Below are 21,962 nucleotides of genomic sequence, written 5' to 3'. Positions count from 1 at the left end.
TGACAGTATGTTTTAACCGTGTTCAATTCGACAGAAATGACAAATAATGCTGTGATTTCTAAGTTGACAAGCCCGGTCTCCCACAGGCAGACTTCACGCTCAACATTATCCCCATGATAATGCGTAAGCGTTTAACGTTATCCAACGCACCTTAATCCTGATGGTCAGGTGGAGGGGGCGTGGCATTTCCTCGCCTTACTCTGCATTCTGGAGTAACGCATGACAGCTGTATCCCAAAAAGAAAAAACACCTTCTGCGAATTTTTCGCTTTTTCGTATCGCTTTTGCGGTTTTTCTGACCTATATGACGGTCGGTTTACCGTTACCTGTAATCCCTCTTTTTGTTCACCATGAGCTGGGCTATGGCAACACGATGGTCGGCATCGCGGTGGGCATTCAATTCCTTGCAACGGTATTAACCCGTGGTTACGCCGGGCGACTGGCCGATCAATATGGCGCCAAACGTTCCGCGCTACAGGGGATGTTGGCCTGCGCGCTGGCGGGGGGCGCGTGGCTGTTGGCGGCGTTGTTACCTGTTTCTGTACCTGTAAAATTCGCGTTGCTGATCGTCGGGCGACTGATCCTGGGTTTTGGCGAAAGCCAGCTACTGACCGGAACCCTGACCTGGGGGATGGGGCTGGTAGGGCCTTCGCGCTCCGGTAAAGTGATGTCGTGGAATGGCATGGCGATTTACGGCGCGCTGGCTGCCGGTGCGCCGCTTGGTTTACTGATTCACAGCCATTACGGTTTTGCGGCGCTGGCGGGAACAACAATGGCGCTGCCGCTGCTGGCCTGGGCATTTAATGGCACCGTGCGTAAAGTACCTGCGCACGCGGGCGAACGTCCGTCGCTGTGGAGCGTCGTTGGCTTCATCTGGAAGCCGGGCCTGGGGCTGGCGCTACAGGGGGTTGGCTTCGCCGTTATCGGCACCTTTATTTCACTCTATTTCGCCAGTAAAGGCTGGGCGATGGCCGGTTTTACGTTGACCGCGTTTGGCGGCGCTTTCGTGCTGATGCGCGTGCTGTTTGGCTGGATGCCGGATCGCTTTGGCGGTGTGAAGGTGGCGGTTGCGTCCCTGTTGGTCGAAACGGCAGGGCTGGTGCTGCTTTGGCTGGCGCCTGTGGCCTGGATTGCGCTATTGGGCGCGGCATTAACCGGGGCTGGGTGCTCGCTTATCTTCCCGGCGTTGGGCGTTGAAGTGGTGAAGCGCGTACCTTCTCAGGTACGCGGTACGGCACTTGGCGGCTATGCCGCGTTTCAGGACATCTCCTACGGCGTTACCGGCCCGCTGGCCGGGCTGTTAGCCACCTCGTGCGGCTACTCTTCCGTATTCCTCGCCGGGGCGATTTCTGCCGTCGTGGGGATTGTGGTGACGCTGCTGTCGTTTCGCCGGGGTTAAGACACCAGCCAGAACAGAATGAAGGCAACCGCCAGTGCGATAAAGATCAGCCCCGGTCGCGCCGTTACGGATTTGATGGTTTCAATCATCGGGGCGAATGGGCTGTATATCGGCTGAATGTGATGCGGCTCGGTTAACTCTCTTTCGCGCGCAACGCGGCGCAGAAAGACCTGGTTCAGCAGATCCTGAACCTGAGCGGTTGTCAGAATCGTATGCGGCAACGCCTGATATGTCTGTTGGGCGTAATCTCTTAACGCCGTGAATTCATTCGGCTCCAGCGGCAGTTTTAGCGCCGCCTGTAGCGTCTGTAGGGTGGGCGCGCTCTGGTTGCTGAGGGTCTGGCGCGCTTGCAGCCAGGTGACCAGGTGCGTGAACTGTTTTGCGGGGATCAGCTCGCCGCTTTTCACACCGGAAAGTTCCAGCATGGACTGCCAGATAAGTTTGCCCGATTCGCCCGTCGCGGCGGCCAGCTTCGTCACCAGTTGGTTGAGCGTATTATGCTCGGCAGGCAATAACGGTCTGTCGGTTGGCGGACGTTGTTGAGGCTGAGGAATGGAAAGTTGCCCCTGTTGCAGTAGCGTCAGCACATTCTTTAACTGCTCGGGCGTTAACTGGCTGAGCGCCGTCTGACCGTACTGTTGGCGAATAAAATCGCTGACGGCCTGGCGGTTGTTCCCCTGGCTCAATAATTCCGTCAACTGCGAGAGTACCTGACGATTCGCGTGGTTCTGCTGAGCGACGCTCAGGCGTTGCGTGAGATTTTGTTCTGCGGCGGGGAAGTGACGCGACAGCAACGGCGTGTCGCTTTTTACGCCCAGATCGTGTTTCATTCCGGCCCAGACTTCCGCACTTTGCTGTTGCGTCAGCGAAATCAGACGCGTAATCAGGCGTTCCAGCACCGTGCGCTGCTGGGTGGATAGCGGCTGTTCTCCGGCAACGGAAGGCGCAGTCTGACCTTCACCGGGAGGGCGTGCGGGAGTACCGGAAATGGGTTGCATCATCACTTATCCTTAAACCATAAATCTTAGCAAAGTATGCCTGGCGGCCAGATTATGGCACACTTGCCCGGTTAACTCTCGTTCTCAAACAGGTACGCAGACGTGAAAATCCTCGTTGATGAAAATATGCCTTATGCCCGCGAATTATTTAGCCGTCTGGGCGAGGTCAAAGCGGTTCCCGGTCGCCCCATTCCCGTTGCAGAACTTGATGATGCGGATGCGTTAATGGTGCGTTCAGTCACCAAAGTGAATGAAGCGCTGCTTGGGGGGAAATCCATCAAATTTGTCGGCACCGCAACCGCCGGAACCGATCATGTGGATGAGGCGTGGCTTAAGCAGGCTGGCGTGGGGTTTTCAGCGGCGCCTGGCTGCAATGCTATCGCTGTTGTTGAATATGTTTTTTCCGCTTTACTGATGCTGGCGGAGCGTGACGGTTTTGCTTTAAGCGACCGCACCGTGGGGATTGTCGGCGTAGGTAATGTTGGCGCTCGCTTGCAGGCGAGGCTGGAAGCGTTGGGCATTCGCACTTTGCTGTGCGATCCGCCGCGTGCGGACCGGGGCGATGAAGGTGATTTCCGCTCGCTGGATGAGCTGGTCCAGGAAGCGGATATTCTGACGTTCCACACGCCATTGTATAAAGAGGGGCCTTACAAGACGCTGCACCTGGCGGATGAGGCGCTGATCGGGCGGCTGAAGCCGGGGACGATTCTGATTAACGCCTGTCGCGGCCCGGTGGTGGATAACACCGCGCTGCTGGCGCGCCTGAATGCCGGGCAGTCGCTGAGCGTGGTGCTTGATGTCTGGGAAGGGGAGCCCGATCTCAACGTGGCGCTGCTGGAAAAAATTGATATCGGCACATCGCACATTGCCGGTTATACCCTGGAAGGGAAGGCGCGCGGCACCACGCAGGTCTTTGAAGCCTATAGTACGTTTATCGGACGGGGGCAAAAAGTGGCGCTGGATACGCTGCTACCCGCGCCGGAGTTTGGGCGTATTACGCTGCATGGCCCGCTGGATCAGCCGACGCTGAAAAGGCTGGCGCATTTGGTGTATGATGTGCGCCGCGATGATGCGCCACTGCGTAAAGTCGCCGGAATTCCGGGCGAGTTTGATAAGCTGCGTAAGAATTACCTTGAGCGCCGTGAATGGTCTTCCTTGTACGTGATGTGCGACGATGCCAGTGCCGCCACGCTGCTGCATAAGCTCGGTTTCAACGCCGTTCATCATCCGGCCCATTAACATTCTTTTTGTCGCTCCCTGCATAGCGCGGGGAGCTTTGCTATTTCTGGAGTAAACCACCATGTCTGAAGGCTGGAACATTGCCATCCTGGGCGCAACAGGCGCCGTAGGCGAAGCCCTGCTCGAAACGCTGGCTGAACGTCAGTTCCCGGTCGGTGAGATTTATGCGCTGGCGCGTAATGAAAGTGCGGGCGAACATCTGCGCTATAGCGGCAAGTCGGTCATTGTGCAGGATGTCGCTGATTTTGACTGGACGCAGGCGCAACTGGCGTTTTTTGTCGCTGGCGCTGAAGCCTCTGCCGCATGGGTTGAGGAAGCCACCAATGCGGGCTGTCTGGTGATCGACAGCAGCGGCCTGTTTGCCCTGGAACCGGATGTGCCATTAGTGGTGCCGGAAGTGAACCCGTCTGTGCTGGCCGATTACCGCAACCGCAATGTGATCGCCGTAGCCAACAGTCTGACCAGCCAGTTGCTGGCCTCGCTGAAGCCGCTGATTGATGAAGGCGGTCTGTCGCGCATTAGCGTCACCAGCCTGCTTTCCGCTTCGGCACACGGGAAAAAAGCGGTGGATGCGCTGGCCGGTCAGAGCGCGAAACTGCTCAACGGTATCCCTATCGACGAAGATGATTTCTTTGGTCGCCAACTGGCGTTTAACATGCTGCCGCTCCTGCCGGACAGTGAAGGCAGCGTGCGCGAAGAGCGCCGTATCGTTGATGAAGTGCGTAAGATTTTGCAGGACGACGGGCTGATGATTTCCGCCAGTTGCATTCAGTCGCCAGTATTTTATGGCCATGCGCAAATGGTCAGTTTTGAAGCGCTGCGCCCGCTGGCGGCGGAAGAGGCGCGCGATGCCTTTTCTCGCGGCGAAGATATTGTGCTGTCTGAAGAGACTGACTTCCCGACTCAGGTGGGCGATGCGTCAGGCAATCCGCAGCTTTCTGTCGGCTGTGTGCGTAACGACTATGGCATGCCGGAGCAGGTTCAGTTCTGGTCGGTGGCCGATAACGTTCGCTTTGGCGGCGCGCTGATGGCGGTCAAAACCGCGGAAAAACTGGTGCAGGAGTACCTGTACTGATGTCAGCAGTGGAACAACCGCCAGTTTATAAAATTGCGCTGGGCATTGAGTACGACGGCAGCAAATATTATGGCTGGCAACGCCAGAACGAAGTGCGCAGCGTTCAGGAAAAGCTGGAAAAGGCGCTTTCTCAGGTTGCCAACGAACCTGTTAACGTGTTTTGCGCCGGGCGGACAGATGCTGGCGTACACGGAACGGGGCAGGTGGTGCATTTTGAAACCACCGCGTTGCGTAAAGACGCGGCATGGACGCTGGGTGTAAATGCGAATTTACCTGGTGACATCGCGGTTCGTTGGGTTAAAGCTGTACCTGAGGATTTTCACGCCCGGTTTAGCGCAACGGCTCGCCGTTATCGCTACATCATCTACAATCATCGGTTGCGCCCGGCGATTTTAGGTCATGGGGTTACGCACTTTTATGAGCCGCTGGACGCAGAACGTATGCACCGGGCGGCGCAGTGTCTGATTGGTGAAAATGATTTTACCTCGTTTCGCGCGGTACAGTGCCAGTCGCGTACGCCGTGGCGAAACGTGATGCACATTAACGTGACGCGTCACAGTGCGTATGTGGTGGTCGATATAAAAGCCAATGCCTTTGTACATCATATGGTCAGGAATATTGTCGGTAGCCTGATGGAAGTAGGCGCCCACAACCAGCCGGAGAGCTGGATAGCAGAGTTGCTGGCGGCTAAGGACAGGCGGCTTTCAGCAGCAACGGCGAAAGCGGAAGGGTTGTATCTGGTTGCGGTTGATTACCCGGAACGGTTTGACCTTCCCAAAACGCCACTGGGCCCGCTGTTTCTGGCGGACTAATTTGAGTCGTATAAGGCATCAATATGGACCTGATTTATTTTCTGATTGATTTTATCCTGCACATTGACGTGCACCTGGCGGAGCTGGTCGCGGAATACGGCGTCTGGGTATATGCCATTCTGTTCCTGATCCTGTTTTGTGAAACCGGACTGGTGGTGACGCCGTTTCTGCCGGGGGATTCGTTGCTGTTTGTGGCGGGCGCGTTGGCGTCGCTGGAAACCAACGATCTCAACGTACATATTATGGTGATGTTAATGCTGATCGCCGCGATTGTCGGCGACGCGGTGAACTACACGATCGGCAGATTGTTTGGTGAACGGTTATTCAGTAACCCGAATTCAAAAATTTTCCGTCGCAGTTACCTTGATAAGACGCACCAGTTTTATGAAAAGCATGGCGGAAAAACCATTATTCTGGCCCGTTTTGTCCCGATTGTCAGAACCTTTGCGCCGTTTGTTGCGGGTATGGGACATATGTCTTATCGCCATTTTGCCGCGTATAACGTCATTGGCGCGCTTTTATGGGTGCTGCTCTTCACATATGCGGGGTATTTCTTCGGTACGATTCCTATGATTCAGGATAACCTTAAATTACTGATCGTAGGGATTATTGTGGTGTCGATATTGCCAGGCGTGGTTGAAATCATTCGTCATAAGCGCGCTGCGTCGCGTGCCGCAAAATAGAAAGTAACTCAGCGGTTCGACCACTTTTTTATCCAAAGTTTCGGGCTGTTATGTTTTAATGTGCAACATTCATAGTCTGTTGGGGGCAAAAATGGCATTATGCGCTCCTGATAACAAAGCTGACGACTAAGGTTCAGGCAGAAAGGTCACTAATGAGCTGGATTGAACGAATTAAAAGCAACATTACTCCCACCCGCAAGGCAAGCATTCCTGAAGGGGTGTGGACCAAGTGTGATAGCTGCGGTCAGGTTTTATACCGTGCTGAGCTGGAACGTAATCTTGAGGTCTGTCCGAAGTGTGACCATCATATGCGCATGTCGGCGCGCAATCGCCTGCATAGCCTGTTAGATGAAGGAAGCCTTGTGGAACTGGGCAGCGAACTTGAGCCGAAAGATGTGCTGAAGTTCCGTGACTCCAAGAAGTATAAAGATCGTCTGGCTTCCGCGCAGAAGGAAACCGGCGAGAAAGACGCGCTGGTGGTGATGAAAGGTACGCTCCACGACATGCCGGTTGTCGCGGCGGCGTTTGAGTTCTCCTTTATGGGCGGTTCTATGGGGTCTGTGGTCGGCGCGCGTTTTGTCCGTGCCGTTGAGCAGGCGCTGGAAGATAACTGCCCGCTGATCTGCTTCTCCGCTTCCGGCGGCGCGCGTATGCAGGAAGCGCTGATGTCGCTGATGCAGATGGCGAAAACCTCCGCTGCGCTGGCGAAAATGCAGGAGCGTGGTCTGCCGTATATCTCCGTGTTGACCGATCCGACAATGGGCGGCGTTTCCGCAAGTTTTGCGATGCTCGGCGATCTCAACATTGCAGAACCGAAAGCGTTAATCGGTTTTGCGGGACCGCGTGTTATTGAACAAACCGTACGTGAGAAACTGCCGCCGGGATTCCAGCGCAGTGAGTTTCTGATTGAAAAAGGCGCTATCGATATGATCGTCCGCCGCCCGGAAATGCGCCTGAAACTGGCAAGCGTTCTGGCGAAGCTGATGAATCTTCCGGCGCCGAACCCGGATGCGCCGCGCGAAGGCGAGGTGGTGCCGCCGGTACCCGATCAGGAACCCGAGGCCTGATAATTTACTCTATGGATTTCGAGTTGCAGGAAGGCGGCAAGAGAGCGAATCCCGATGAGCTTGCACAGGCAAGTGATTCGGGTGAGCGAGAGCAGCCAACACACCTGCAGCTTGAAAGACGACGAGTACAAAAGGGCAGGGCCAGCTGGCGCTGCCTTTTGCTTTTCTCAACGTAATAAATTTACAGGCATCATGGACAATAAACGCATTCCCCAAGCCGCGTCGCCCCTGGCAGCGTGGCTTTCTTATCTGGAAAACCTGCACAGTAAAACTATCGATTTGGGTCTGGAACGCGTAAGCCGGGTTGCGGCGCGTCTGGGCGTGCTGAAACCCGCGGCATTTGTCTTTACGGTGGCGGGCACTAACGGTAAAGGAACAACCTGCCGCACGCTGGAGTTTGTGCTGACGGCGGCGGGCTATAAAGTGGGCGTCTACAGTTCTCCGCATCTGGTGCGCTATACCGAGCGCGTTCGCGTGCAGGGGAACGAGTTGCCGGAGTCTGCTCATACCGCCTCGTTTGCCGAGATTGAGGCCGCGCGCGAAGACATTTCTCTGACCTACTTTGAATATGGCACGCTGTCGGCGCTGTGGCTGTTTAAGCAGGCTCAGCTTGACGTGGTGATTCTGGAAGTCGGGCTGGGCGGACGTCTGGACGCGACCAATATTGTTGATGCGGATGTTGCGGTAGTGACCAGCATTGCGCTGGATCATACCGACTGGCTGGGGCCGGACCGCGAAAGTATCGGGCGTGAGAAGGCGGGGATCTTCCGGGCGGAAAAACCGGCTATCGTCGGCGAACCGGAAATGCCGTATACCATCGCCGATGTGGCGCAGGAAACCGGGGCGCAGTTACAGCGTCGCGGCGTGGACTGGCATTATGATGTGACGGGCGACGGCTGGTCGTTTACGGACGGCGAAGGTACGCTGGCGAATCTTCCGCTGCCGCAGGTGCCTCAGCCTAACGCCGCCACCGCGCTGGCGGCACTGCGCGCCAGCGGGCTGAACATCAGCGAGCAGGCGATTCGTGACGGTATTGCCCGGGCGATTTTGCCCGGTCGTTTCCAGATAGTGAGCGAATCGCCACGGGTGATTCTGGATGTTGCACATAATCCCCATGCTGCGGAATATCTGACAGAACGCCTGAAAATGTTGCCGAAAAACGGGCGTATACTTGCCGTTATCGGTATGCTACATGATAAAGATATCGCAGGGACGTTAGCCTGGCTGAAAAGCGTGGTCGACGACTGGTATTGCGCGCCGCTGGAAGGGCCGCGCGGCGCGACGGCGGAGCAATTGCTGGAACATCTGGGCAAAGGCACTGTCTATGACAGTGTCGCGCTGGCGTGGCATGCAGCGCTGGCAGAGGCGAAACCAGAAGATACCGTGCTGGTGTGTGGATCATTTCACACGGTTGCACATGTCATGGAAGTGATAGACGCGGGGAGAAGCGGTGGCGAGTAAGTTTCAGAATCGTTTAGTTGGCACAATCGTGCTGGTCGCTCTCGGGGTGATTGTGCTTCCCGGGTTGCTCGACGGGCAGAAAAAACATTATCAGGATGAGTTCGCGGCGATCCCGCTGGTGCCAAAGCCTGGCGATCGCGATGAGCCTGATATGATGCCAGCCGCAACACAGGCGTTGCCGACCCAGCCGCCTGAAGGCGCTGCTGAGGAGGTGCGTGCCGGAGATGCGGCAGCGCCGTCTCTGGACCCTTCCCGTTTTGCTGCGGAAAACAACGCCAGTTTCGATCCTGTCCCCGCACCTGTTGAGCCGCCGAAACCGAAACCGGTTGAAAAGCCGAAACCACAGCCGAAGCCGCAGCAACCGGTAGCGGCAACGCCGACACCGGCGCCTGAGCCGAAACCTGCTGCTGAAGAAAAACCCGCGCCAACGGGTAAAGCGTACGTTGTGCAGTTGGGGGCGTTGAAAAATGCCGATAAGGTCAATGAGATAGTGGGTAAACTTCGTGGCGCGGGCTTCCGGGTATATACTTCTCCGTCAACGCCGGTACAGGGTAAAATAACCCGTATCCTCGTCGGGCCTGACGCCTCAAGAGACAAGCTGAAAAATTCTCTTGGCGAGTTACAGCAGATCTCCGGTTTGAGTGGCGTGGTGATGGGTTACAGCCCGAACTAAGCCACCGCTGCCTGATGGCGACGCTGCGCGTCTTATCAGGCCTACGATGTACTGTTTTCCAGGCCGGATAAGGTGCTTGCCCGCCATCCGCGCGGAGTTCAGCCAGGCCTACGGTGTACTGTTTTGTAGGCCGGATAAGGTGCTTGCACCGCCATCCGGCAATGCCCGAAGAGGCAAAAAGTTTGATGGCGTTGAATATTTTTTCAGCGCCATTTTTATTTACGCACGGGAAGGAAATCCCTACGCAAACGTTTTCTTTTTCTGTTAGAATGCGCCCCGAACAGGACGACAGGGCGTAAAATCGTGGGACACATATGGTCTGGATTGATTACGCCATTATCGCGGTGATTGGTTTTTCCTGTCTGGTTAGCTTGATCCGTGGCTTTGTTCGTGAAGCGTTATCGTTGGTGACATGGGGTTGTGCTTTCTTTGTCGCCAGCCATTACTACACTTACCTGTCTGTCTGGTTTACGGGCTTTGAAGACGAACTGGTTCGAAATGGGATTGCTATCGCGATACTGTTTATCGCGACGCTTATCGTCGGCGCTATCGTGAACTTTGTGATAGGTCAGCTGGTGGAGAAAACCGGCCTGTCGGGTACTGACAGGGTGTTGGGGATCTGTTTTGGCGCGCTGCGAGGAGCGTTAATCGTCGCCGCCATTCTGTTCTTTCTCGATACGTTTACCGGCCTGTCGAAAAGCGAAGACTGGAGCAAGTCGCAGCTTATCCCGCAGTTCAGTTTTATCATCAGATGGTTCTTTGACTATCTGCAAAGCTCGTCAAGTTTCTTGCCCAGAACGTAACGGTTCTGAGATGTGGCTTAACGAGGAAAAGACGTATGTGCGGTATTGTCGGTATCGCCGGTGTTATGCCGGTAAACCAGTCGATTTATGACGCGTTAACGGTGCTCCAGCATCGTGGTCAGGATGCCGCTGGCATCATCACCATTGATGCCAACAACTGCTTCCGCTTGCGTAAGGCAAACGGACTGGTGAGCGATGTTTTTGAAGCTCGTCATATGCAGCGTATGCAGGGCAATATGGGCATCGGGCATGTGCGTTACCCAACGGCTGGCAGCTCCAGCGCCTCCGAAGCTCAACCTTTTTACGTCAACTCGCCGTATGGCATCACGCTTGCTCATAACGGCAACCTGACCAACGCGCATGAGCTGCGTAAAAAGCTGTTTGAAGAAAAACGTCGTCACATCAACACCACGTCAGATTCTGAAATCCTGCTCAATATTTTTGCCAGCGAGCTGGATAACTTCCGTCATTACCCACTGGAAGCCGATAACATCTTTGCCGCCATTGCCGCGACCAACCGCCAGATTCGCGGCGCGTATGCCTGTGTGGCGATGATTATCGGGCACGGTATGGTGGCTTTCCGCGATCCGAACGGCATCCGCCCGCTGGTGCTGGGCAAGCGCGACATTGGCGATGGCCGCACTGAATATATGGTTGCGTCCGAAAGCGTGGCGCTTGATACGCTGGGCTTCGAATTCTTGCGCGATGTGGCGCCGGGCGAAGCGGTGTACATCACCGAAAAAGGCCAGTTATTTACCCGCCAGTGCGCGGATAACCCGGTCAGCAATCCGTGTTTGTTCGAATACGTCTACTTTGCGCGCCCGGACTCGTTCATCGATAAAATTTCCGTCTACAGCGCCCGCGTGAATATGGGGACGAAGCTGGGCGAAAAAATTGCCCGTGAATGGGAAGATCTGGATATCGACGTGGTGATCCCGATTCCAGAAACCTCCTGCGATATCGCGCTGGAAATCGCCCGCATTCTGGGTAAACCGTACCGCCAGGGCTTTGTGAAAAACCGCTACGTTGGCCGGACGTTTATCATGCCGGGCCAGCAGTTGCGCCGTAAGTCCGTGCGTCGCAAGCTGAACGCCAACCGCGCTGAATTCCGCGATAAGAACGTCCTGCTGGTGGATGACTCCATCGTGCGCGGCACCACCTCTGAACAGATTATTGAGATGGCCCGTGAAGCCGGCGCGAAGAAGGTCTATCTGGCTTCTGCGGCGCCGGAAATTCGCTTCCCGAACGTTTACGGTATCGATATGCCAACGGCAAATGAGCTAATTGCTCACGGTCGTGAAGTGGATGAAATTCGCCAGATCATCGGCGCTGATGGGCTTATCTTCCAGGATCTGGACGATCTGATTGAAGCTGTTCGCGCTGAGAACCCGGATATTCAGCAGTTTGAATGTTCGGTCTTTAACGGCGTGTATGTCACGAAAGACGTTGACCAGCAGTATCTCGATTATCTGGATTCCCTGCGTAATGACGACGTCAAAGCGATGCAGCGTCAGAACGAAGTGGAAAACCTGGAAATGCATAACGAAGGTTAATCTCTCCTCCCGGCAAGGGCGCGCAATCCGCGCCCTTGCTTGCAACGCCCCGTAAAATCCTGCAAAGTCAGCCCAGACGCAAGAAAGGGCAAAAATCATGAAACGACTCATTGTAGGGATTAGCGGCGCCAGCGGCGCGATTTATGGCGTGCGCTTGTTGCAGGTTCTGCGTGACGTGGCGGATGTGGAGACCCACCTGGTGATGAGTCCGGCAGCGCGTCAGACGCTTGCGCTGGAAACCGAATTTTCCTTGCGGGAGGTGCAGGCTCTGGCCGATGTCACCCATGATGCGCGCGATATTGCCGCCAGTATCTCTTCTGGCTCCTTTCAGACGGCGGGGATGGTGATTTTACCGTGCTCGATCAAAACGCTCTCCGGTATTGTGCACAGCTATACTGACGGACTTCTCACCCGTGCGGCGGATGTTGTTCTGAAAGAACGCCGCCCGCTGGTGTTGTGCGTGCGGGAAACGCCGCTGCATTTAGGACACCTGCGCCTCATGACTCAGGCGGCTGAAATTGGCGCCGTTATTATGCCACCGGTTCCCGCGTTTTATCATTGCCCGCAAACGCTGGATGATGTGATTAATCAGACGGTTAATCGAGTTCTGGATCAGTTTGATATCACGTTGCCGCACGATCTTTTCACCCGTTGGCAGGGTGCATAACGCTGCCCGTTCACAGTGCGTTTTTGCACAAATTGCCCTGTTTCAGGGCAATTTTGTAACCGCGATCATATCCTCAACATTTAATTCGCTAAAAGCGACCGAAACGCTGCGGTTCAACCGTCATACCTGCTATCTTCAACATCAGGACAATATTGCAACGTTTTATTAACATATTTAACGTCAAATAGGGACGCCGACGTGAAAATGGCATAAGACCTGCATGAAAAAGTCTGCAAACACACAACACAATGCAAAACATAATAAAATTACGCCACTTGAGGGTTATGTATGAAGAAGACAGTTCTCGCTTTGTCTTTGCTGGTAGGACTTTCCGCAACGGCGGCCAGCTACGCAGCGCTACCGCAGACGGTTCGTATTGGTACAGACGCGACATATGCGCCTTTCTCATCGAAAGATGCCAAAGGGGATTTTGTCGGTTTTGATATCGATCTGGGCAATGAGATGTGCAAGCGTATGCAGATCAAATGCACCTGGGTCGGTAGCGATTTTGATGCGCTGATTCCTTCCCTGAAAGCGAAGAAAATCGATGCCATCATTTCATCGCTCTCCATTACCGAGAAACGCCAGCAGGAGATTGCCTTCTCCGACAAACTGTATGCCGCCGACTCGCGCCTGATTGCCGCGAAAGGCTCATCTGTCCAGCCGACGATTGACTCGCTGAAGGGCAAGCACGTTGGCGTACTGCAAGGCTCCACTCAGGAAGCCTATGCGAATGATAACTGGCGCAGCAAAGGCGTGGATGTTGTGGCCTACGCGAACCAGGATCTCATCTATTCCGACCTGACGGCGGGTCGTCTTGATGCTGCATTGCAGGATGAAGTTGCGGCCAGCGAAGGGTTCCTCAAACAGCCTGCGGGCAAGGACTATGCGTTTGCCGGTCCTTCCGTGAAAGATAAAAAGTACTTTGGCGACGGCACCGGGGTTGGCTTACGTAAAGACGATACCGAGCTGAAAGCGGCGTTTGATAAAGCGCTGAGCGATCTGCGTGCTGACGGCACCTACGACAAGATGGCGAAAAAGTACTTTGACTTTAACGTCTACGGCGACTGACAGGTTGCTGCGGGGAGTGTTGCGCACCGTTTTGGTTAACCATCACGGTGCGTGATGAGAGATTTGCACCATCATGGTGCGTTTGTCGCTGTCAAAATGAGCATAAATGCATACTTAAGCGCTTTTCATGCAAAATAAACCGGCTGACAGGGTAGAATGCTTTGCCTTGTCGGCCCGATTAATGGCACGATAACTGCACCTGGTCCTGTAAAGATCCCCTATAAAAGACAGTCTGTTGAGGATAGTTATGAAAAAACTGGTGTTGTCTCTTTCTCTGGTCCTGGCTTTCTCCAGTGCTACCGCAGCATTTGCAGCCATTCCGCAAAAAGTTCGTATCGGTACCGATCCGACTTATGCCCCTTTTGAATCGAAAAATGCACAGGGTGAATTGGTCGGTTTTGATATCGATCTGGCCAAAGAGCTGTGCAAACGCATTAATACACAATGTACCTTCGTGGAAAACCCGCTGGATGCGCTGATCCCGTCGTTAAAAGCGAAGAAAATCGATGCCATCATGTCCTCGCTTTCCATCACCGAAAAGCGTCAGCAGGAAATCGCGTTTACCGACAAGTTCTATGCAGCAGACTCTCGCCTGGTCGTCGCCAAAAATTCTGATATTCAACCGACCGTTGAGTCCCTGAAAGGCAAGCGTGTTGGCGTATTGCAGGGCACCACGCAGGAAACGTTTGGTAATGAGCACTGGGCGCCGAAAGGCATTGAAATCGTCTCTTACCAGGGTCAGGACAATATCTATTCCGACCTGACGGCAGGGCGTATCGATGCCGCTTTCCAGGATGAAGTCGCAGCCAGCGAAGGCTTCCTGAAGCAGCCTGTAGGCAAAGATTACAAATTCGGCGGCCCGTCGGTGAAAGACGAGAAACTGTTCGGTGTGGGTACGGGTATGGGGCTGCGCAAAGAGGATAACGAACTGCGCGAAGCCCTGAACAAAGCATTTGCGGAAATGCGTGCTGACGGTACTTACGAGAAGCTGGCGAAAAAGTACTTTGATTTTGATGTTTACGGCGGTTAATCGCCGCTGGTGCAGATAACGCCCGCAGATTTTTGACGCGCTGATTTTATGCCTGATGGCGCTGCGCTTATCAGGCCTACAGAGATTTTGTAGGTCGGATAAGGCAAAGCCGCCATCCGGCATTTAACGGTTCGACTGAGATCAAAAGAGGCGTCTTACTCACCACACACGACAGGACAGGCAGCATGTTGTACGGGTTTTCAGGTGTTATTTTTCAGGGCGCGCTTGTCACGCTTGAGCTGGCCCTCAGCTCAGTTGTGCTGGCCGTGCTGATCGGTCTTGTCGGCGCGGGCGCGAAACTTTCGCAAAACCGGGTGACGGGACTTATTTTCGAAGGCTATACCACCCTGATTCGCGGGGTGCCGGATCTGGTTTTAATGCTGCTGATTTTCTACGGGTTGCAAATCGCGCTCAATGCGGTGACCGACGCGATGGGAATAGGGCAGATTGATATTGATCCGATGGTCGCCGGTATTATCACCCTGGGTTTTATCTATGGCGCGTACTTTACGGAAACCTTCCGTGGCGCGTTTATGGCGGTGCCAAAAGGGCATATTGAAGCGGCGACGGCATTCGGTTTCACCGGTTCGCAAATATTCCGGCGGATTATGTTCCCGGCGATGATGCGCTACGCCTTACCGGGGATTGGTAATAACTGGCAGGTTATCCTCAAAGCGACGGCGCTGGTTTCGCTGCTCGGGCTGGAAGATGTGGTCAAAGCCACGCAGCTGGCCGGCAAGAGCACCTGGGAGCCATTCTATTTCGCCGTAGTGTGCGGGCTGATTTATCTGGTATTTACAACGGTTTCCAATGGTGTGCTGCTGTTCCTCGAGCGCCGCTACTCCGTGGGTGTGAAGAGGGCTGACCTGTGATCGAGATTATTCAGGAGTACTGGAAATCCCTACTCTGGAGCGATGGCTATCGCTTTACCGGCGTGGCCATTACGCTGTGGCTGCTGATCTCCTCGGTGGTGATGGGCGGCATTCTGGCGCTGTTTTTGGCGATTGGCCGCGTTTCCAGCAACAAATTTATCCAGTTCCCCATCTGGTTGTTTACCTATGTTTTTCGCGGTACGCCGCTGTATGTGCAACTGCTGGTGTTCTATTCCGGGATGTACACGCTGGAGATCGTGAAAGGAACCGATCTCCTCAACGCGTTTTTCCGTAGCGGTCTTAACTGTACCGTTCTGGCGTTGACGCTGAATACCTGCGCCTATACCACGGAGATTTTCGCTGGCGCCATCCGTTCAGTACCGCACGGGGAAATTGAAGCGGCGCGGGCGTATGGCTTCTCATCGTTCAAAATGTATCGCTGTATTATTTTACCTTCCGCGCTGCGTATCGCGCTGCCAGCATACAGTAACGAAGTGATCCTGATGCTGCACTCAACCGCGCTGGCGTTTACCGCGACGGTGCCAGATTTGCTGAAAATCGCCCGTGATATTAACTCGGCAACCTATCAACCGTTTACCGCATTCGGCATTGCCGCTGTGCTGTATTTGATTATTTCGTATGTCCTGATTAGCCTGTTCCGTAAAGCGGAAAAGCGCTGGCTCCAGCACGTGAAACCTTCTTCAACGCACTGAGAATACGATGTCTGAGAATAAATTAAACGTTATCGATTTGCACAAGCGCTACGGCGAACATGAGGTGCTGAAAGGGGTATCGCTACAGGCTAACGCCGGAGATGTGATCAGTATTATCGGATCGTCTGGCTCCGGTAAGAGTACCTTTCTGCGCTGTATTAACTTCCTCGAAAAACCGAGCGAAGGGTCGATTGTGGTGAGCGGCCAGAATATTTCCCTGGTGCGTGATAAAGACGGCCAGCTCAAGGTCGCCGATAAAAACCAGCTGCGGCTGCTGCGTACGCGCCTGACGATGGTATTTCAGCACTTCAATCTCTGGAGCCACATGACGGTGCTGGAGAACGTTATGGAAGCGCCGATTCAGGTGCTGGGATTAAGCAAACATGAAGCGCGCGAGCGTGCGGTGAAATACCTGGCGAAAGTCGGTATTGATGAACGTGCGCAGGGAAAATACCCGGTACACCTCTCAGGTGGTCAGCAGCAGCGCGTCTCAATTGCCCGCGCGTTGGCGATGGAACCTGAGGTGCTGCTGTTTGATGAGCCGACATCGGCGCTTGACCCCGAACTGGTAGGCGAAGTCTTGCGTATCATGCAGCAGTTAGCGGAAGAGGGGAAAACGATGGTGGTGGTGACGCATGAAATGGGGTTTGCCCGCCATGTTTCCACCCATGTGATTTTCCTGCATCAGGGGAAAATCGAAGAAGAAGGCGATCCAGAGCAGGTATTTGGCAACCCGCAAAGCCCGCGTTTGCAACAGTTCCTGAAAGGCTCGCTGAAGTAGCGGTTTATCCGTCGCTCAGAGAAACAATTTTGCCCGGTGGCGCTGTGCTTACCGGGCCGACACGTAGGCCGGATAAAGCATCGCCGCCATCCGGCGATTATCGCCCCATTTCGCTTTCCAGACGGTATACCCATTCGTCATACCGGATGCCGTTCACCTCATAGGCGTTTTCCAGCACCTGAGTCCGCGTAAAACCACGCTTTTCCAGCACGCGCACAGACGCGTGATTCTCTGCCAGCACATAGGCGTTTATCGCTTTCACGCTGGTATGCGTAAAGGCGTAATCGCAGACGGCATATAAGGCTTCTGTGGCGATCCCTCTCCCTTGCGCTTCCGGGAGCACCGTATAGCCGATATCGGCTTCCTGCGGATAATGGTGGCTAATTTGTAAGCCAATGTCGCCCAAAGGCTTATCGCTGTTATGCAGGCGGATGACGAAGGTATGCTTTGAGACGAGGCGACGGGCGAACAGCAGGCGAGTGTCTTTTTCCGGCGTGATATCAGCCATATAACGCATGATTTCAGGGTTTTCACGCAGTGCGAGAAAAAAGGACCAGTCAGTAGGTTGAAAAAGGGAGAGGGTCAATCGGGAGGTGGTTATTATCGCCATAAAATCGCCATTCCAGAAGTCAGGCATACTACCTTACCACCGGAATGGCTACAGTGACCAGGTGAATGGTTTAACGGATCACATCGGCCAGCGCTTCTTCTAAATCGTACCAGCGAAATGAAAACCCCGCCGCCTCCAGTCTTTTTGGCAATGCGCGCTGTCCGCCCAGCACCAGTACCGATGATTCCCCCATTAACAGGCGGATGACGGTCGCGGGAACGCGCAGGATTGCGGGGCGGTTCAGCGCATGACCCAGCGCATGGGCGAACTGTTCATTACGAACCGGATAAGGCGAAACCATATTGAACGGACCGCGCAGGTCGTTATCCAGCAGCCAGAGAATACCGTTTACCATATCATCAATATGGATCCAGGCCAGATACTGACGCCCATTGCCAATTGGCCCTCCCAGCCCCAGGCGAAACGGCGGGATCATTTTGGCCAGAATGCCGCCTTCCGGTGCCAGGACGACGCCGGTGCGTAGCAGACAAACGCGCGTTTTATCACTTTGCGCGCTACAGGCAATCTGCTCCCAACGCGCGCATAATTTATGGGTAAATTCGTTATGCGGCGGCTCTTCTTCCGTTACGACAACTTCGCCCAGATCGCCGTAATAGCCTGCGGCAGACCCGGAAATTAACGTGGATGGGGGCGTCTCGCTGGCGTTGATCAAATCCGCCAGCTTTTGCGTGATGGACCAGCGGCTTTGACACAAACGCTCTTTTTGCTGCGCGGTCCAGCGTTTGTCGGCGATAGGCTCGCCAGCAAGGTTGACCACGGCGTCTATGTCGTTGAGGTTTTGCCTGTCCTCCAGCCCTTTCCACAGCGCAACCCGGGAGTCGAGAAGCTGACGCGCCTTATCGGGACTCCGTGTGACGACCGTCACCTGATGCCCCAGTTCCAGCAGACGGGGAATCAGGTGGCGTCCTATCAGGCCAGTACCGCCGGTAATCAGAATCTGCATGTTTCCTCCCGGATAGCGTTTAACGTCGCCAGCTGAGCGTCATGGAGACGGAATCGGCATAACGCAGCGCATGAAGTTTGTCGATCTCTACTTCAGCATAAGTGACCCAGTGATGTTCGCGTGCGATGTCGAGCACATCCTGAGTTAATTTTTCTAACAGCGAGAATCGGTTGCTCTCCACATGCTGAATAATGTTTTTTGTGATGGTGCGGTAATTCAGCGCGTCGTTGATGTCCTCGCTTACGCGGGCTTTTTCCGCCGGATAGTGAATGGCAACGTTAATAACGATATCCTGGCGGTTGAGGATCTCTTCCTCTTTGATACCGATAAACGTGCGCAGACGAAGGTTTTTTATACGAATAATAGCGTCAGGTTGTGACATTGCAGGCGTCCTCCATGGTTGAACCTTTGCATGATACACGAGAACCCGGCCGCGTTATTCGCTCTGACTCTCAGGCTTCTGCTAAGGTCGCAGTCTTGCGCGTTCTGTTGTCGGGCTCAGTATGAGTTTTCATCAGGTGACAGTATGCGAAAGACTCTATATTTTGAGAGAAAGCCCAAAGAACGAAGAGGACATTATGAGCAAACCCGAGATTACGCTTTGGTCAGACGCTAACTTTTTCTCTCCTTACGTCTTATCCGTTTATGTTGCCTTGCAGGAGAAAGGACTGCCTTTTAGCCTCAAAACCGTTGACCTGAGCAGCGGCGAGCATTTGCAGCCCTCATGGCAGGGCTACGCGTTAACGCGCCGCGTCCCGGTGCTGGAAATCGATGGCTTTGAGCTTAGCGAGTCGTCGGCGATTACCGAGTATCTGGAAGATCGCTTTGCGCCGCCGCAGTGGGAGCGCATCTACCCGCACGATCTGCAAAAACGCGCCCGCGCGCGCCAGATTCAGGCGTGGTTACGCAGTGATTTAATGCCCATTCGCGAGGAACGTTCGACGGATGTGGTCTTTGCGGCGGCCAGGAAAGGCCCGTTGAGCGAAGCGGGGAAAGAGAGCGCGGCAAAACTGGTGGCGACGGCCAGTGGTTTGCTCGCTCACGGTAAGCCGAATTTATTTGGCGAATGGTGTATTGCGGATACCGATTTGGCGCTCATGCTTAACCGCCTCGTACTGAACGGCGACGAGATTCCTGAGGCACTGGCGGAATATGCAGCATTCCAGTGGCAGCGCGCCTCCGTTCAACGTTTTATTGCGCTTTCCGCAAAGCGTTCAGGCTGATAATCCGCGTATAATCCAGTATCATAGAGCGGTTTTTTATGACGAGGAGTGAGTGATGAAACTGATGTTTGCATCGGACATTCATGGTTCGTTACCTGCGACAGAGCGCGTACTTGAACGGTTTGCGCAAAGTGGCGCGCAATGGCTGGTGATACTGGGTGATGTGCTTTATCACGGGCCGCGTAACGCGCTGCCGGAAGGCTACGCACCGGCGCAGGTGGCAGAACGCCTGAACGAGCAGGCGGCGCGTATTATTGCGGTACGGGGAAACTGTGACAGCGAAGTGGATCAGATGCTGCTCCATTTCCCGATAACCGCGCCGTGGCAGCAAGTGCTGCTGGAAAACCGGCGCATCTTCCTGACCCACGGACACCTGTTCGGGGCGGATAATGTACCCGCGTTAAATGCGGGCGACGTTCTTGCTTATGGGCATACTCATCTGCCGGTCGCTGAAAAACGCGGCGAGCTGTATCACTTTAATCCAGGCTCAGTCAGCATCCCGAAAGGTGGGTTTGCAGCAAGCTACGGCATTCTGGATGATAATGTTTTGAGCGTAATCGCACTCAATGATCAAAGTATCATTGCGCAGGTCGCGATTAATCCGTAATTTACCCCACAATTGTAAATGCGCCGTAAGAGCGCCAGAAAAAGAAGGTTTCCTGATGGTGGAACAGCGTCGTTTGGCAAGTACTGAATGGGTGGATATTGTGAATGAAGAGAACGAAGTCATTGCGCAATCCAGCCGGGAGCAAATGCGAGCGCAGCGCTTACGTCATCGTGCAACGTATATCGTCGTGCATGATGGTATGGGCAAAATTCTGGTTCAACGCCGTACTGAGACAAAAGACTTTTTGCCCGGCATGTTAGATGCCACCGCAGGTGGGGTGGTGCAGGCCGATGAGCAACTGCTGGAGTCTGCACGACGTGAAGCGGAAGAAGAACTGGGTATCGCAGGCGTGCCGTTTGCTGAGCACGGTCAGTTCTATTTTGAAGATGATAATTGCCGTGTCTGGGGCGGATTATTTAGCTGCGTTTCTCATGGACCATTCGCGCTTCAGGAAGAAGAGATCAGCGAAGTCTGCTGGCTGACGCCGGAAGAAATTACGGCGCGTTGCGATGAGTTCACCCCGGACTCATTGAAAGCGCTGGCGTTGTGGATGACCCGCAATGCCAACAATGAATCGGCAAAGCAAGAGAAGCAAGAAGAGACGGAATAAGGTCTCTAACAGCTATCCCGCAGGCATAAACTGGAGGCGATCTGTTTCCGATCGCTCCAGTTGCCATCCTTCAGACGTTCCAGCAGCGCGCGTCCGGCTTCAAGGCCTATCTTACGATGCGGTACGGCCATTGTCGTTAACGGCGGCTGACAAACCCGGCTCACATCGCTGTCGCCGAATCCTACCACCGCCAGATCGTCAGGGACTTTGATCCGTCTGCGCTGGCACTCATATAACGCACCGCAAGCCAGTTCATCGGATACGCACACCAGCGCGTCCAGCTCGGGCCACGCCAGAATAAATTCGGGAAGCTGCGAGGCGCCGGTGGAAAAGTTTGGCGGCAGGGCGGCGTTAATCACGCGATTGGGCGACATATGGTGGCGCAACATCGCCTTGTACCAGCCCTGCAAATGCTGTTGAAAGATCCACTGCTCCTGATTGGCGCAAAGCAGGCCAATATTCTGATAACCGCGCTGAATGAGCATTTCGGTCAGTTCGTACATTGCCGCGACGTTATCAATACCGATATTCATATCAATCGGATCGGTACGAATGGCGCCAATTTCCATCACCGGAATCGACGCGTTTTTTAACCAGTGACGCACCGTGTCGCTGTGCTCGACGCTGAGTAAAATGGCTGCGGCGATGTTGGAGGCCAGCAGCGTCTCCAGCAGTTTCTCTTCCTGTTCGAGATGGTGAAGGGACTCCGCCAGCATAATCTGGTATCCCGCAGGCTGTAAAACTTGCTGAAGTCCGGCAAACATTTCTGAACAACCGGCTTCCGTGAGGTTTGGGACGACCATCGCGATGGTCCGTGACGAGGCGGAAGCCAGCGCGCTTGCGGCGAGATTGGGCATATAACCGAGTTCATTTACTGCGGCTTCGATTTTTTCCCGGAGTTTATCGGAAACTTGCTCAGGCGTGCGTAACGCACGGGACACGGTCATGGTGCCGACACCGGCAAGCTGAGCAACATCGGCGATGGTCACCTTACCAGTACTACGCCGTTTTCGAGTTATAGACATACAGATTCCTGCGCAATTACAACGTAT

At 54.4% G+C, this 21,962-nt stretch carries 23 protein-coding genes and 1 pseudogene; 19 read left to right on the top strand and 5 right to left on the bottom strand.

Annotation, left to right across the window (positions count from 1 at the left end):
- Window positions 1-219: 219 nt before the first annotated feature.
- Window positions 220-1,398: an MFS transporter gene (locus OGV79_RS19310; RefSeq protein WP_286468811.1), complete on the top strand. Its 1,179-nt coding sequence runs from the start codon at window positions 220-222 to the stop codon at window positions 1,396-1,398.
- On the opposite strand, the gene flk is transcribed toward OGV79_RS19310, so the two are convergent.
- Window positions 1,395-2,396 (bottom strand): flagella biosynthesis regulator Flk, encoded by a 1,002-nt coding sequence (gene flk / locus OGV79_RS19305; RefSeq protein ID WP_049008705.1) that lies wholly within the window; start codon window positions 2,394-2,396, stop codon window positions 1,395-1,397. The genes OGV79_RS19310 and flk overlap by 4 nt on opposite strands.
- Window positions 2,397-2,498: 102 nt before the next feature.
- On the opposite strand from flk, the gene pdxB reads away from it, so the two are divergent.
- The 15 genes and pseudogenes from pdxB (at window position 2,499) to hisP (ending at window position 16,896) form a co-directional block, all read left to right on the top strand.
- On the top strand, window positions 2,499-3,635 hold the full coding sequence (pdxB, locus tag OGV79_RS19300; RefSeq protein WP_200090852.1) for a 4-phosphoerythronate dehydrogenase PdxB: 1,137 nt from the start codon (window positions 2,499-2,501) through the stop codon (window positions 3,633-3,635).
- Window positions 3,636-3,696: 61 nt separating this feature from the next.
- Window positions 3,697-4,710 (top strand): aspartate-semialdehyde dehydrogenase, encoded by a 1,014-nt coding sequence (locus OGV79_RS19295; RefSeq protein ID WP_012131450.1) that lies wholly within the window; start codon window positions 3,697-3,699, stop codon window positions 4,708-4,710.
- Window positions 4,710-5,522 (top strand): tRNA pseudouridine(38-40) synthase TruA, encoded by an 813-nt coding sequence (gene truA / locus OGV79_RS19290; RefSeq protein ID WP_130028612.1) that lies wholly within the window; start codon window positions 4,710-4,712, stop codon window positions 5,520-5,522. The genes OGV79_RS19295 and truA overlap by 1 nt, the downstream gene beginning before the upstream one ends.
- Before the next feature lie 23 nt (window positions 5,523-5,545).
- On the top strand, window positions 5,546-6,205 hold the full coding sequence (locus OGV79_RS19285; RefSeq protein ID WP_012131452.1) for a DedA family protein: 660 nt from the start codon (window positions 5,546-5,548) through the stop codon (window positions 6,203-6,205).
- A gap of 152 nt (window positions 6,206-6,357) precedes the next feature.
- A complete protein-coding gene (accD, locus tag OGV79_RS19280) occupies window positions 6,358-7,272 on the top strand; it encodes an acetyl-CoA carboxylase, carboxyltransferase subunit beta (RefSeq protein ID WP_104868401.1) in 915 nt (304 codons plus the stop codon).
- 192 nt (window positions 7,273-7,464) lie between these two features.
- Complete coding sequence (folC, locus tag OGV79_RS19275) at window positions 7,465-8,733, top strand: bifunctional tetrahydrofolate synthase/dihydrofolate synthase (protein WP_286468810.1); 1,269 nt, start codon at window positions 7,465-7,467, stop codon at window positions 8,731-8,733.
- Window positions 8,723-9,406: a cell division protein DedD gene (dedD, locus tag OGV79_RS19270; RefSeq protein ID WP_012131455.1), complete on the top strand. Its 684-nt coding sequence runs from the start codon at window positions 8,723-8,725 to the stop codon at window positions 9,404-9,406. The genes folC and dedD overlap by 11 nt, the downstream gene beginning before the upstream one ends.
- 314 nt (window positions 9,407-9,720) lie before the next feature.
- A complete protein-coding gene (gene cvpA, locus OGV79_RS19265) occupies window positions 9,721-10,209 on the top strand; it encodes a colicin V production protein (RefSeq protein ID WP_012131456.1) in 489 nt (162 codons plus the stop codon).
- Between the two features lie 35 nt (window positions 10,210-10,244).
- Window positions 10,245-11,762 carry an amidophosphoribosyltransferase gene (gene purF, locus OGV79_RS19260; protein ID WP_012131457.1) on the top strand — a complete coding sequence of 506 codons (1,518 nt, stop codon included), beginning with the start codon at window positions 10,245-10,247 and terminating at the stop codon, window positions 11,760-11,762.
- A gap of 91 nt (window positions 11,763-11,853) precedes the next feature.
- Window positions 11,854-12,429, top strand: a pseudogene (locus tag OGV79_RS19255) (UbiX family flavin prenyltransferase); the annotation flags it as partial.
- A gap of 288 nt (window positions 12,430-12,717) precedes the next feature.
- Entirely contained in the window at window positions 12,718-13,500 is a 783-nt protein-coding gene (argT, locus tag OGV79_RS19250; RefSeq protein ID WP_012131460.1) for a lysine/arginine/ornithine ABC transporter substrate-binding protein ArgT, read from the top strand.
- Window positions 13,501-13,747: 247 nt separating this feature from the next.
- Window positions 13,748-14,530 (top strand): histidine ABC transporter substrate-binding protein HisJ, encoded by a 783-nt coding sequence (hisJ, locus tag OGV79_RS19245; RefSeq protein WP_286468809.1) that lies wholly within the window; start codon window positions 13,748-13,750, stop codon window positions 14,528-14,530.
- A gap of 185 nt (window positions 14,531-14,715) precedes the next feature.
- On the top strand, window positions 14,716-15,402 hold the full coding sequence (locus OGV79_RS19240) for a histidine ABC transporter permease HisQ (protein WP_012131462.1): 687 nt from the start codon (window positions 14,716-14,718) through the stop codon (window positions 15,400-15,402).
- Window positions 15,399-16,115: a histidine ABC transporter permease HisM gene (hisM, locus tag OGV79_RS19235; protein ID WP_012131463.1), complete on the top strand. Its 717-nt coding sequence runs from the start codon at window positions 15,399-15,401 to the stop codon at window positions 16,113-16,115. The genes OGV79_RS19240 and hisM overlap by 4 nt, the downstream gene beginning before the upstream one ends.
- A 7-nt stretch (window positions 16,116-16,122) precedes the next feature.
- Window positions 16,123-16,896, top strand: a complete 774-nt coding sequence (gene hisP, locus OGV79_RS19230) for a histidine ABC transporter ATP-binding protein HisP (RefSeq protein ID WP_049008687.1) — start codon at window positions 16,123-16,125, stop codon at window positions 16,894-16,896.
- A gap of 97 nt (window positions 16,897-16,993) precedes the next feature.
- On the opposite strand, the gene OGV79_RS19225 is transcribed toward hisP, so the two are convergent.
- The 3 genes from OGV79_RS19225 to folX all read right to left on the bottom strand — a co-directional run bounded on the left by OGV79_RS19225 (window position 16,994) and on the right by folX (window position 18,852).
- Window positions 16,994-17,506, bottom strand: coding sequence for a GNAT family N-acetyltransferase (locus OGV79_RS19225; RefSeq protein ID WP_049008706.1), 513 nt, complete (start codon window positions 17,504-17,506; stop codon window positions 16,994-16,996).
- Window positions 17,507-17,576: 70 nt separating this feature from the next.
- Entirely contained in the window at window positions 17,577-18,470 is an 894-nt protein-coding gene (locus OGV79_RS19220; RefSeq protein WP_110493998.1) for a TIGR01777 family oxidoreductase, read from the bottom strand.
- 19 nt (window positions 18,471-18,489) lie between these two features.
- Window positions 18,490-18,852, bottom strand: a complete 363-nt coding sequence (folX, locus tag OGV79_RS19215; protein WP_012131467.1) for a dihydroneopterin triphosphate 2'-epimerase — start codon at window positions 18,850-18,852, stop codon at window positions 18,490-18,492.
- Between the two features lie 196 nt (window positions 18,853-19,048).
- On the opposite strand from folX, the gene yfcF reads away from it, so the two are divergent.
- From yfcF to yfcD, 3 genes are read left to right on the top strand one after another with little or no spacing between them, the layout of a single operon-like run.
- Entirely contained in the window at window positions 19,049-19,693 is a 645-nt protein-coding gene (gene yfcF / locus OGV79_RS19210) for a glutathione transferase (RefSeq protein WP_047462323.1), read from the top strand.
- 55 nt (window positions 19,694-19,748) lie between these two features.
- Entirely contained in the window at window positions 19,749-20,300 is a 552-nt protein-coding gene (gene yfcE / locus OGV79_RS19205; protein WP_047462326.1) for a phosphodiesterase, read from the top strand.
- A 55-nt stretch (window positions 20,301-20,355) separates the two neighbouring features.
- Window positions 20,356-20,910 carry an NUDIX hydrolase YfcD gene (gene yfcD, locus OGV79_RS19200; protein ID WP_012131470.1) on the top strand — a complete coding sequence of 185 codons (555 nt, stop codon included), beginning with the start codon at window positions 20,356-20,358 and terminating at the stop codon, window positions 20,908-20,910.
- Between the two features lie 5 nt (window positions 20,911-20,915).
- On the opposite strand, the gene OGV79_RS19195 is transcribed toward yfcD, so the two are convergent.
- Window positions 20,916-21,935, bottom strand: coding sequence for a LacI family DNA-binding transcriptional regulator (locus OGV79_RS19195; RefSeq protein WP_012131471.1), 1,020 nt, complete (start codon window positions 21,933-21,935; stop codon window positions 20,916-20,918).
- Between the last annotated feature and the right edge of the window lie 27 nt (window positions 21,936-21,962).

It is taken from the genome of Citrobacter sp. CK185 (assembly GCF_030333565.1).
GTDB classification, from domain to species: Bacteria; Pseudomonadota; Gammaproteobacteria; order Enterobacterales; family Enterobacteriaceae; genus Citrobacter_B; species Citrobacter_B koseri.
The sequence above is the reverse complement of the archived record's forward strand: the minus strand, read 5'-3'. Positions and strand labels throughout refer to the sequence as shown.

Bases quoted from the DNA above. Each gene is read 5' to 3' on its own strand.
- OGV79_RS19295 (WP_012131450.1), top strand. From the start codon at position 3,697: ATGTCTGAAGGCTGGAACATTGCCATCCTGGGCGCAACAGGCGCCGTA.
- accD (WP_104868401.1), top strand. From the start codon at position 6,358: ATGAGCTGGATTGAACGAATTAAAAGCAACATTACTCCCACCCGCAAG.
- hisP (WP_049008687.1), top strand. From the start codon at position 16,123: ATGTCTGAGAATAAATTAAACGTTATCGATTTGCACAAGCGCTACGGC.
- OGV79_RS19240 (WP_012131462.1), top strand. From the start codon at position 14,716: ATGTTGTACGGGTTTTCAGGTGTTATTTTTCAGGGCGCGCTTGTCACG.
- purF (WP_012131457.1), top strand. From the start codon at position 10,245: ATGTGCGGTATTGTCGGTATCGCCGGTGTTATGCCGGTAAACCAGTCG.
- folC (WP_286468810.1), top strand. From the start codon at position 7,465: ATGGACAATAAACGCATTCCCCAAGCCGCGTCGCCCCTGGCAGCGTGG.
- argT (WP_012131460.1), top strand. From the start codon at position 12,718: ATGAAGAAGACAGTTCTCGCTTTGTCTTTGCTGGTAGGACTTTCCGCA.
- truA (WP_130028612.1), top strand. From the start codon at position 4,710: ATGTCAGCAGTGGAACAACCGCCAGTTTATAAAATTGCGCTGGGCATT.
- OGV79_RS19195 (WP_012131471.1), bottom strand. From the start codon at position 21,935: ATGTCTATAACTCGAAAACGGCGTAGTACTGGTAAGGTGACCATCGCC.
- OGV79_RS19225 (WP_049008706.1), bottom strand. From the start codon at position 17,506: ATGGCGATAATAACCACCTCCCGATTGACCCTCTCCCTTTTTCAACCT.
- yfcE (WP_047462326.1), top strand. From the start codon at position 19,749: ATGAAACTGATGTTTGCATCGGACATTCATGGTTCGTTACCTGCGACA.
- folX (WP_012131467.1), bottom strand. From the start codon at position 18,852: ATGTCACAACCTGACGCTATTATTCGTATAAAAAACCTTCGTCTGCGC.
- OGV79_RS19285 (WP_012131452.1), top strand. From the start codon at position 5,546: ATGGACCTGATTTATTTTCTGATTGATTTTATCCTGCACATTGACGTG.
- yfcF (WP_047462323.1), top strand. From the start codon at position 19,049: ATGAGCAAACCCGAGATTACGCTTTGGTCAGACGCTAACTTTTTCTCT.
- OGV79_RS19310 (WP_286468811.1), top strand. From the start codon at position 220: ATGACAGCTGTATCCCAAAAAGAAAAAACACCTTCTGCGAATTTTTCG.
- hisJ (WP_286468809.1), top strand. From the start codon at position 13,748: ATGAAAAAACTGGTGTTGTCTCTTTCTCTGGTCCTGGCTTTCTCCAGT.
- yfcD (WP_012131470.1), top strand. From the start codon at position 20,356: ATGGTGGAACAGCGTCGTTTGGCAAGTACTGAATGGGTGGATATTGTG.
- OGV79_RS19220 (WP_110493998.1), bottom strand. From the start codon at position 18,470: ATGCAGATTCTGATTACCGGCGGTACTGGCCTGATAGGACGCCACCTG.
- flk (WP_049008705.1), bottom strand. From the start codon at position 2,396: ATGCAACCCATTTCCGGTACTCCCGCACGCCCTCCCGGTGAAGGTCAG.
- cvpA (WP_012131456.1), top strand. From the start codon at position 9,721: ATGGTCTGGATTGATTACGCCATTATCGCGGTGATTGGTTTTTCCTGT.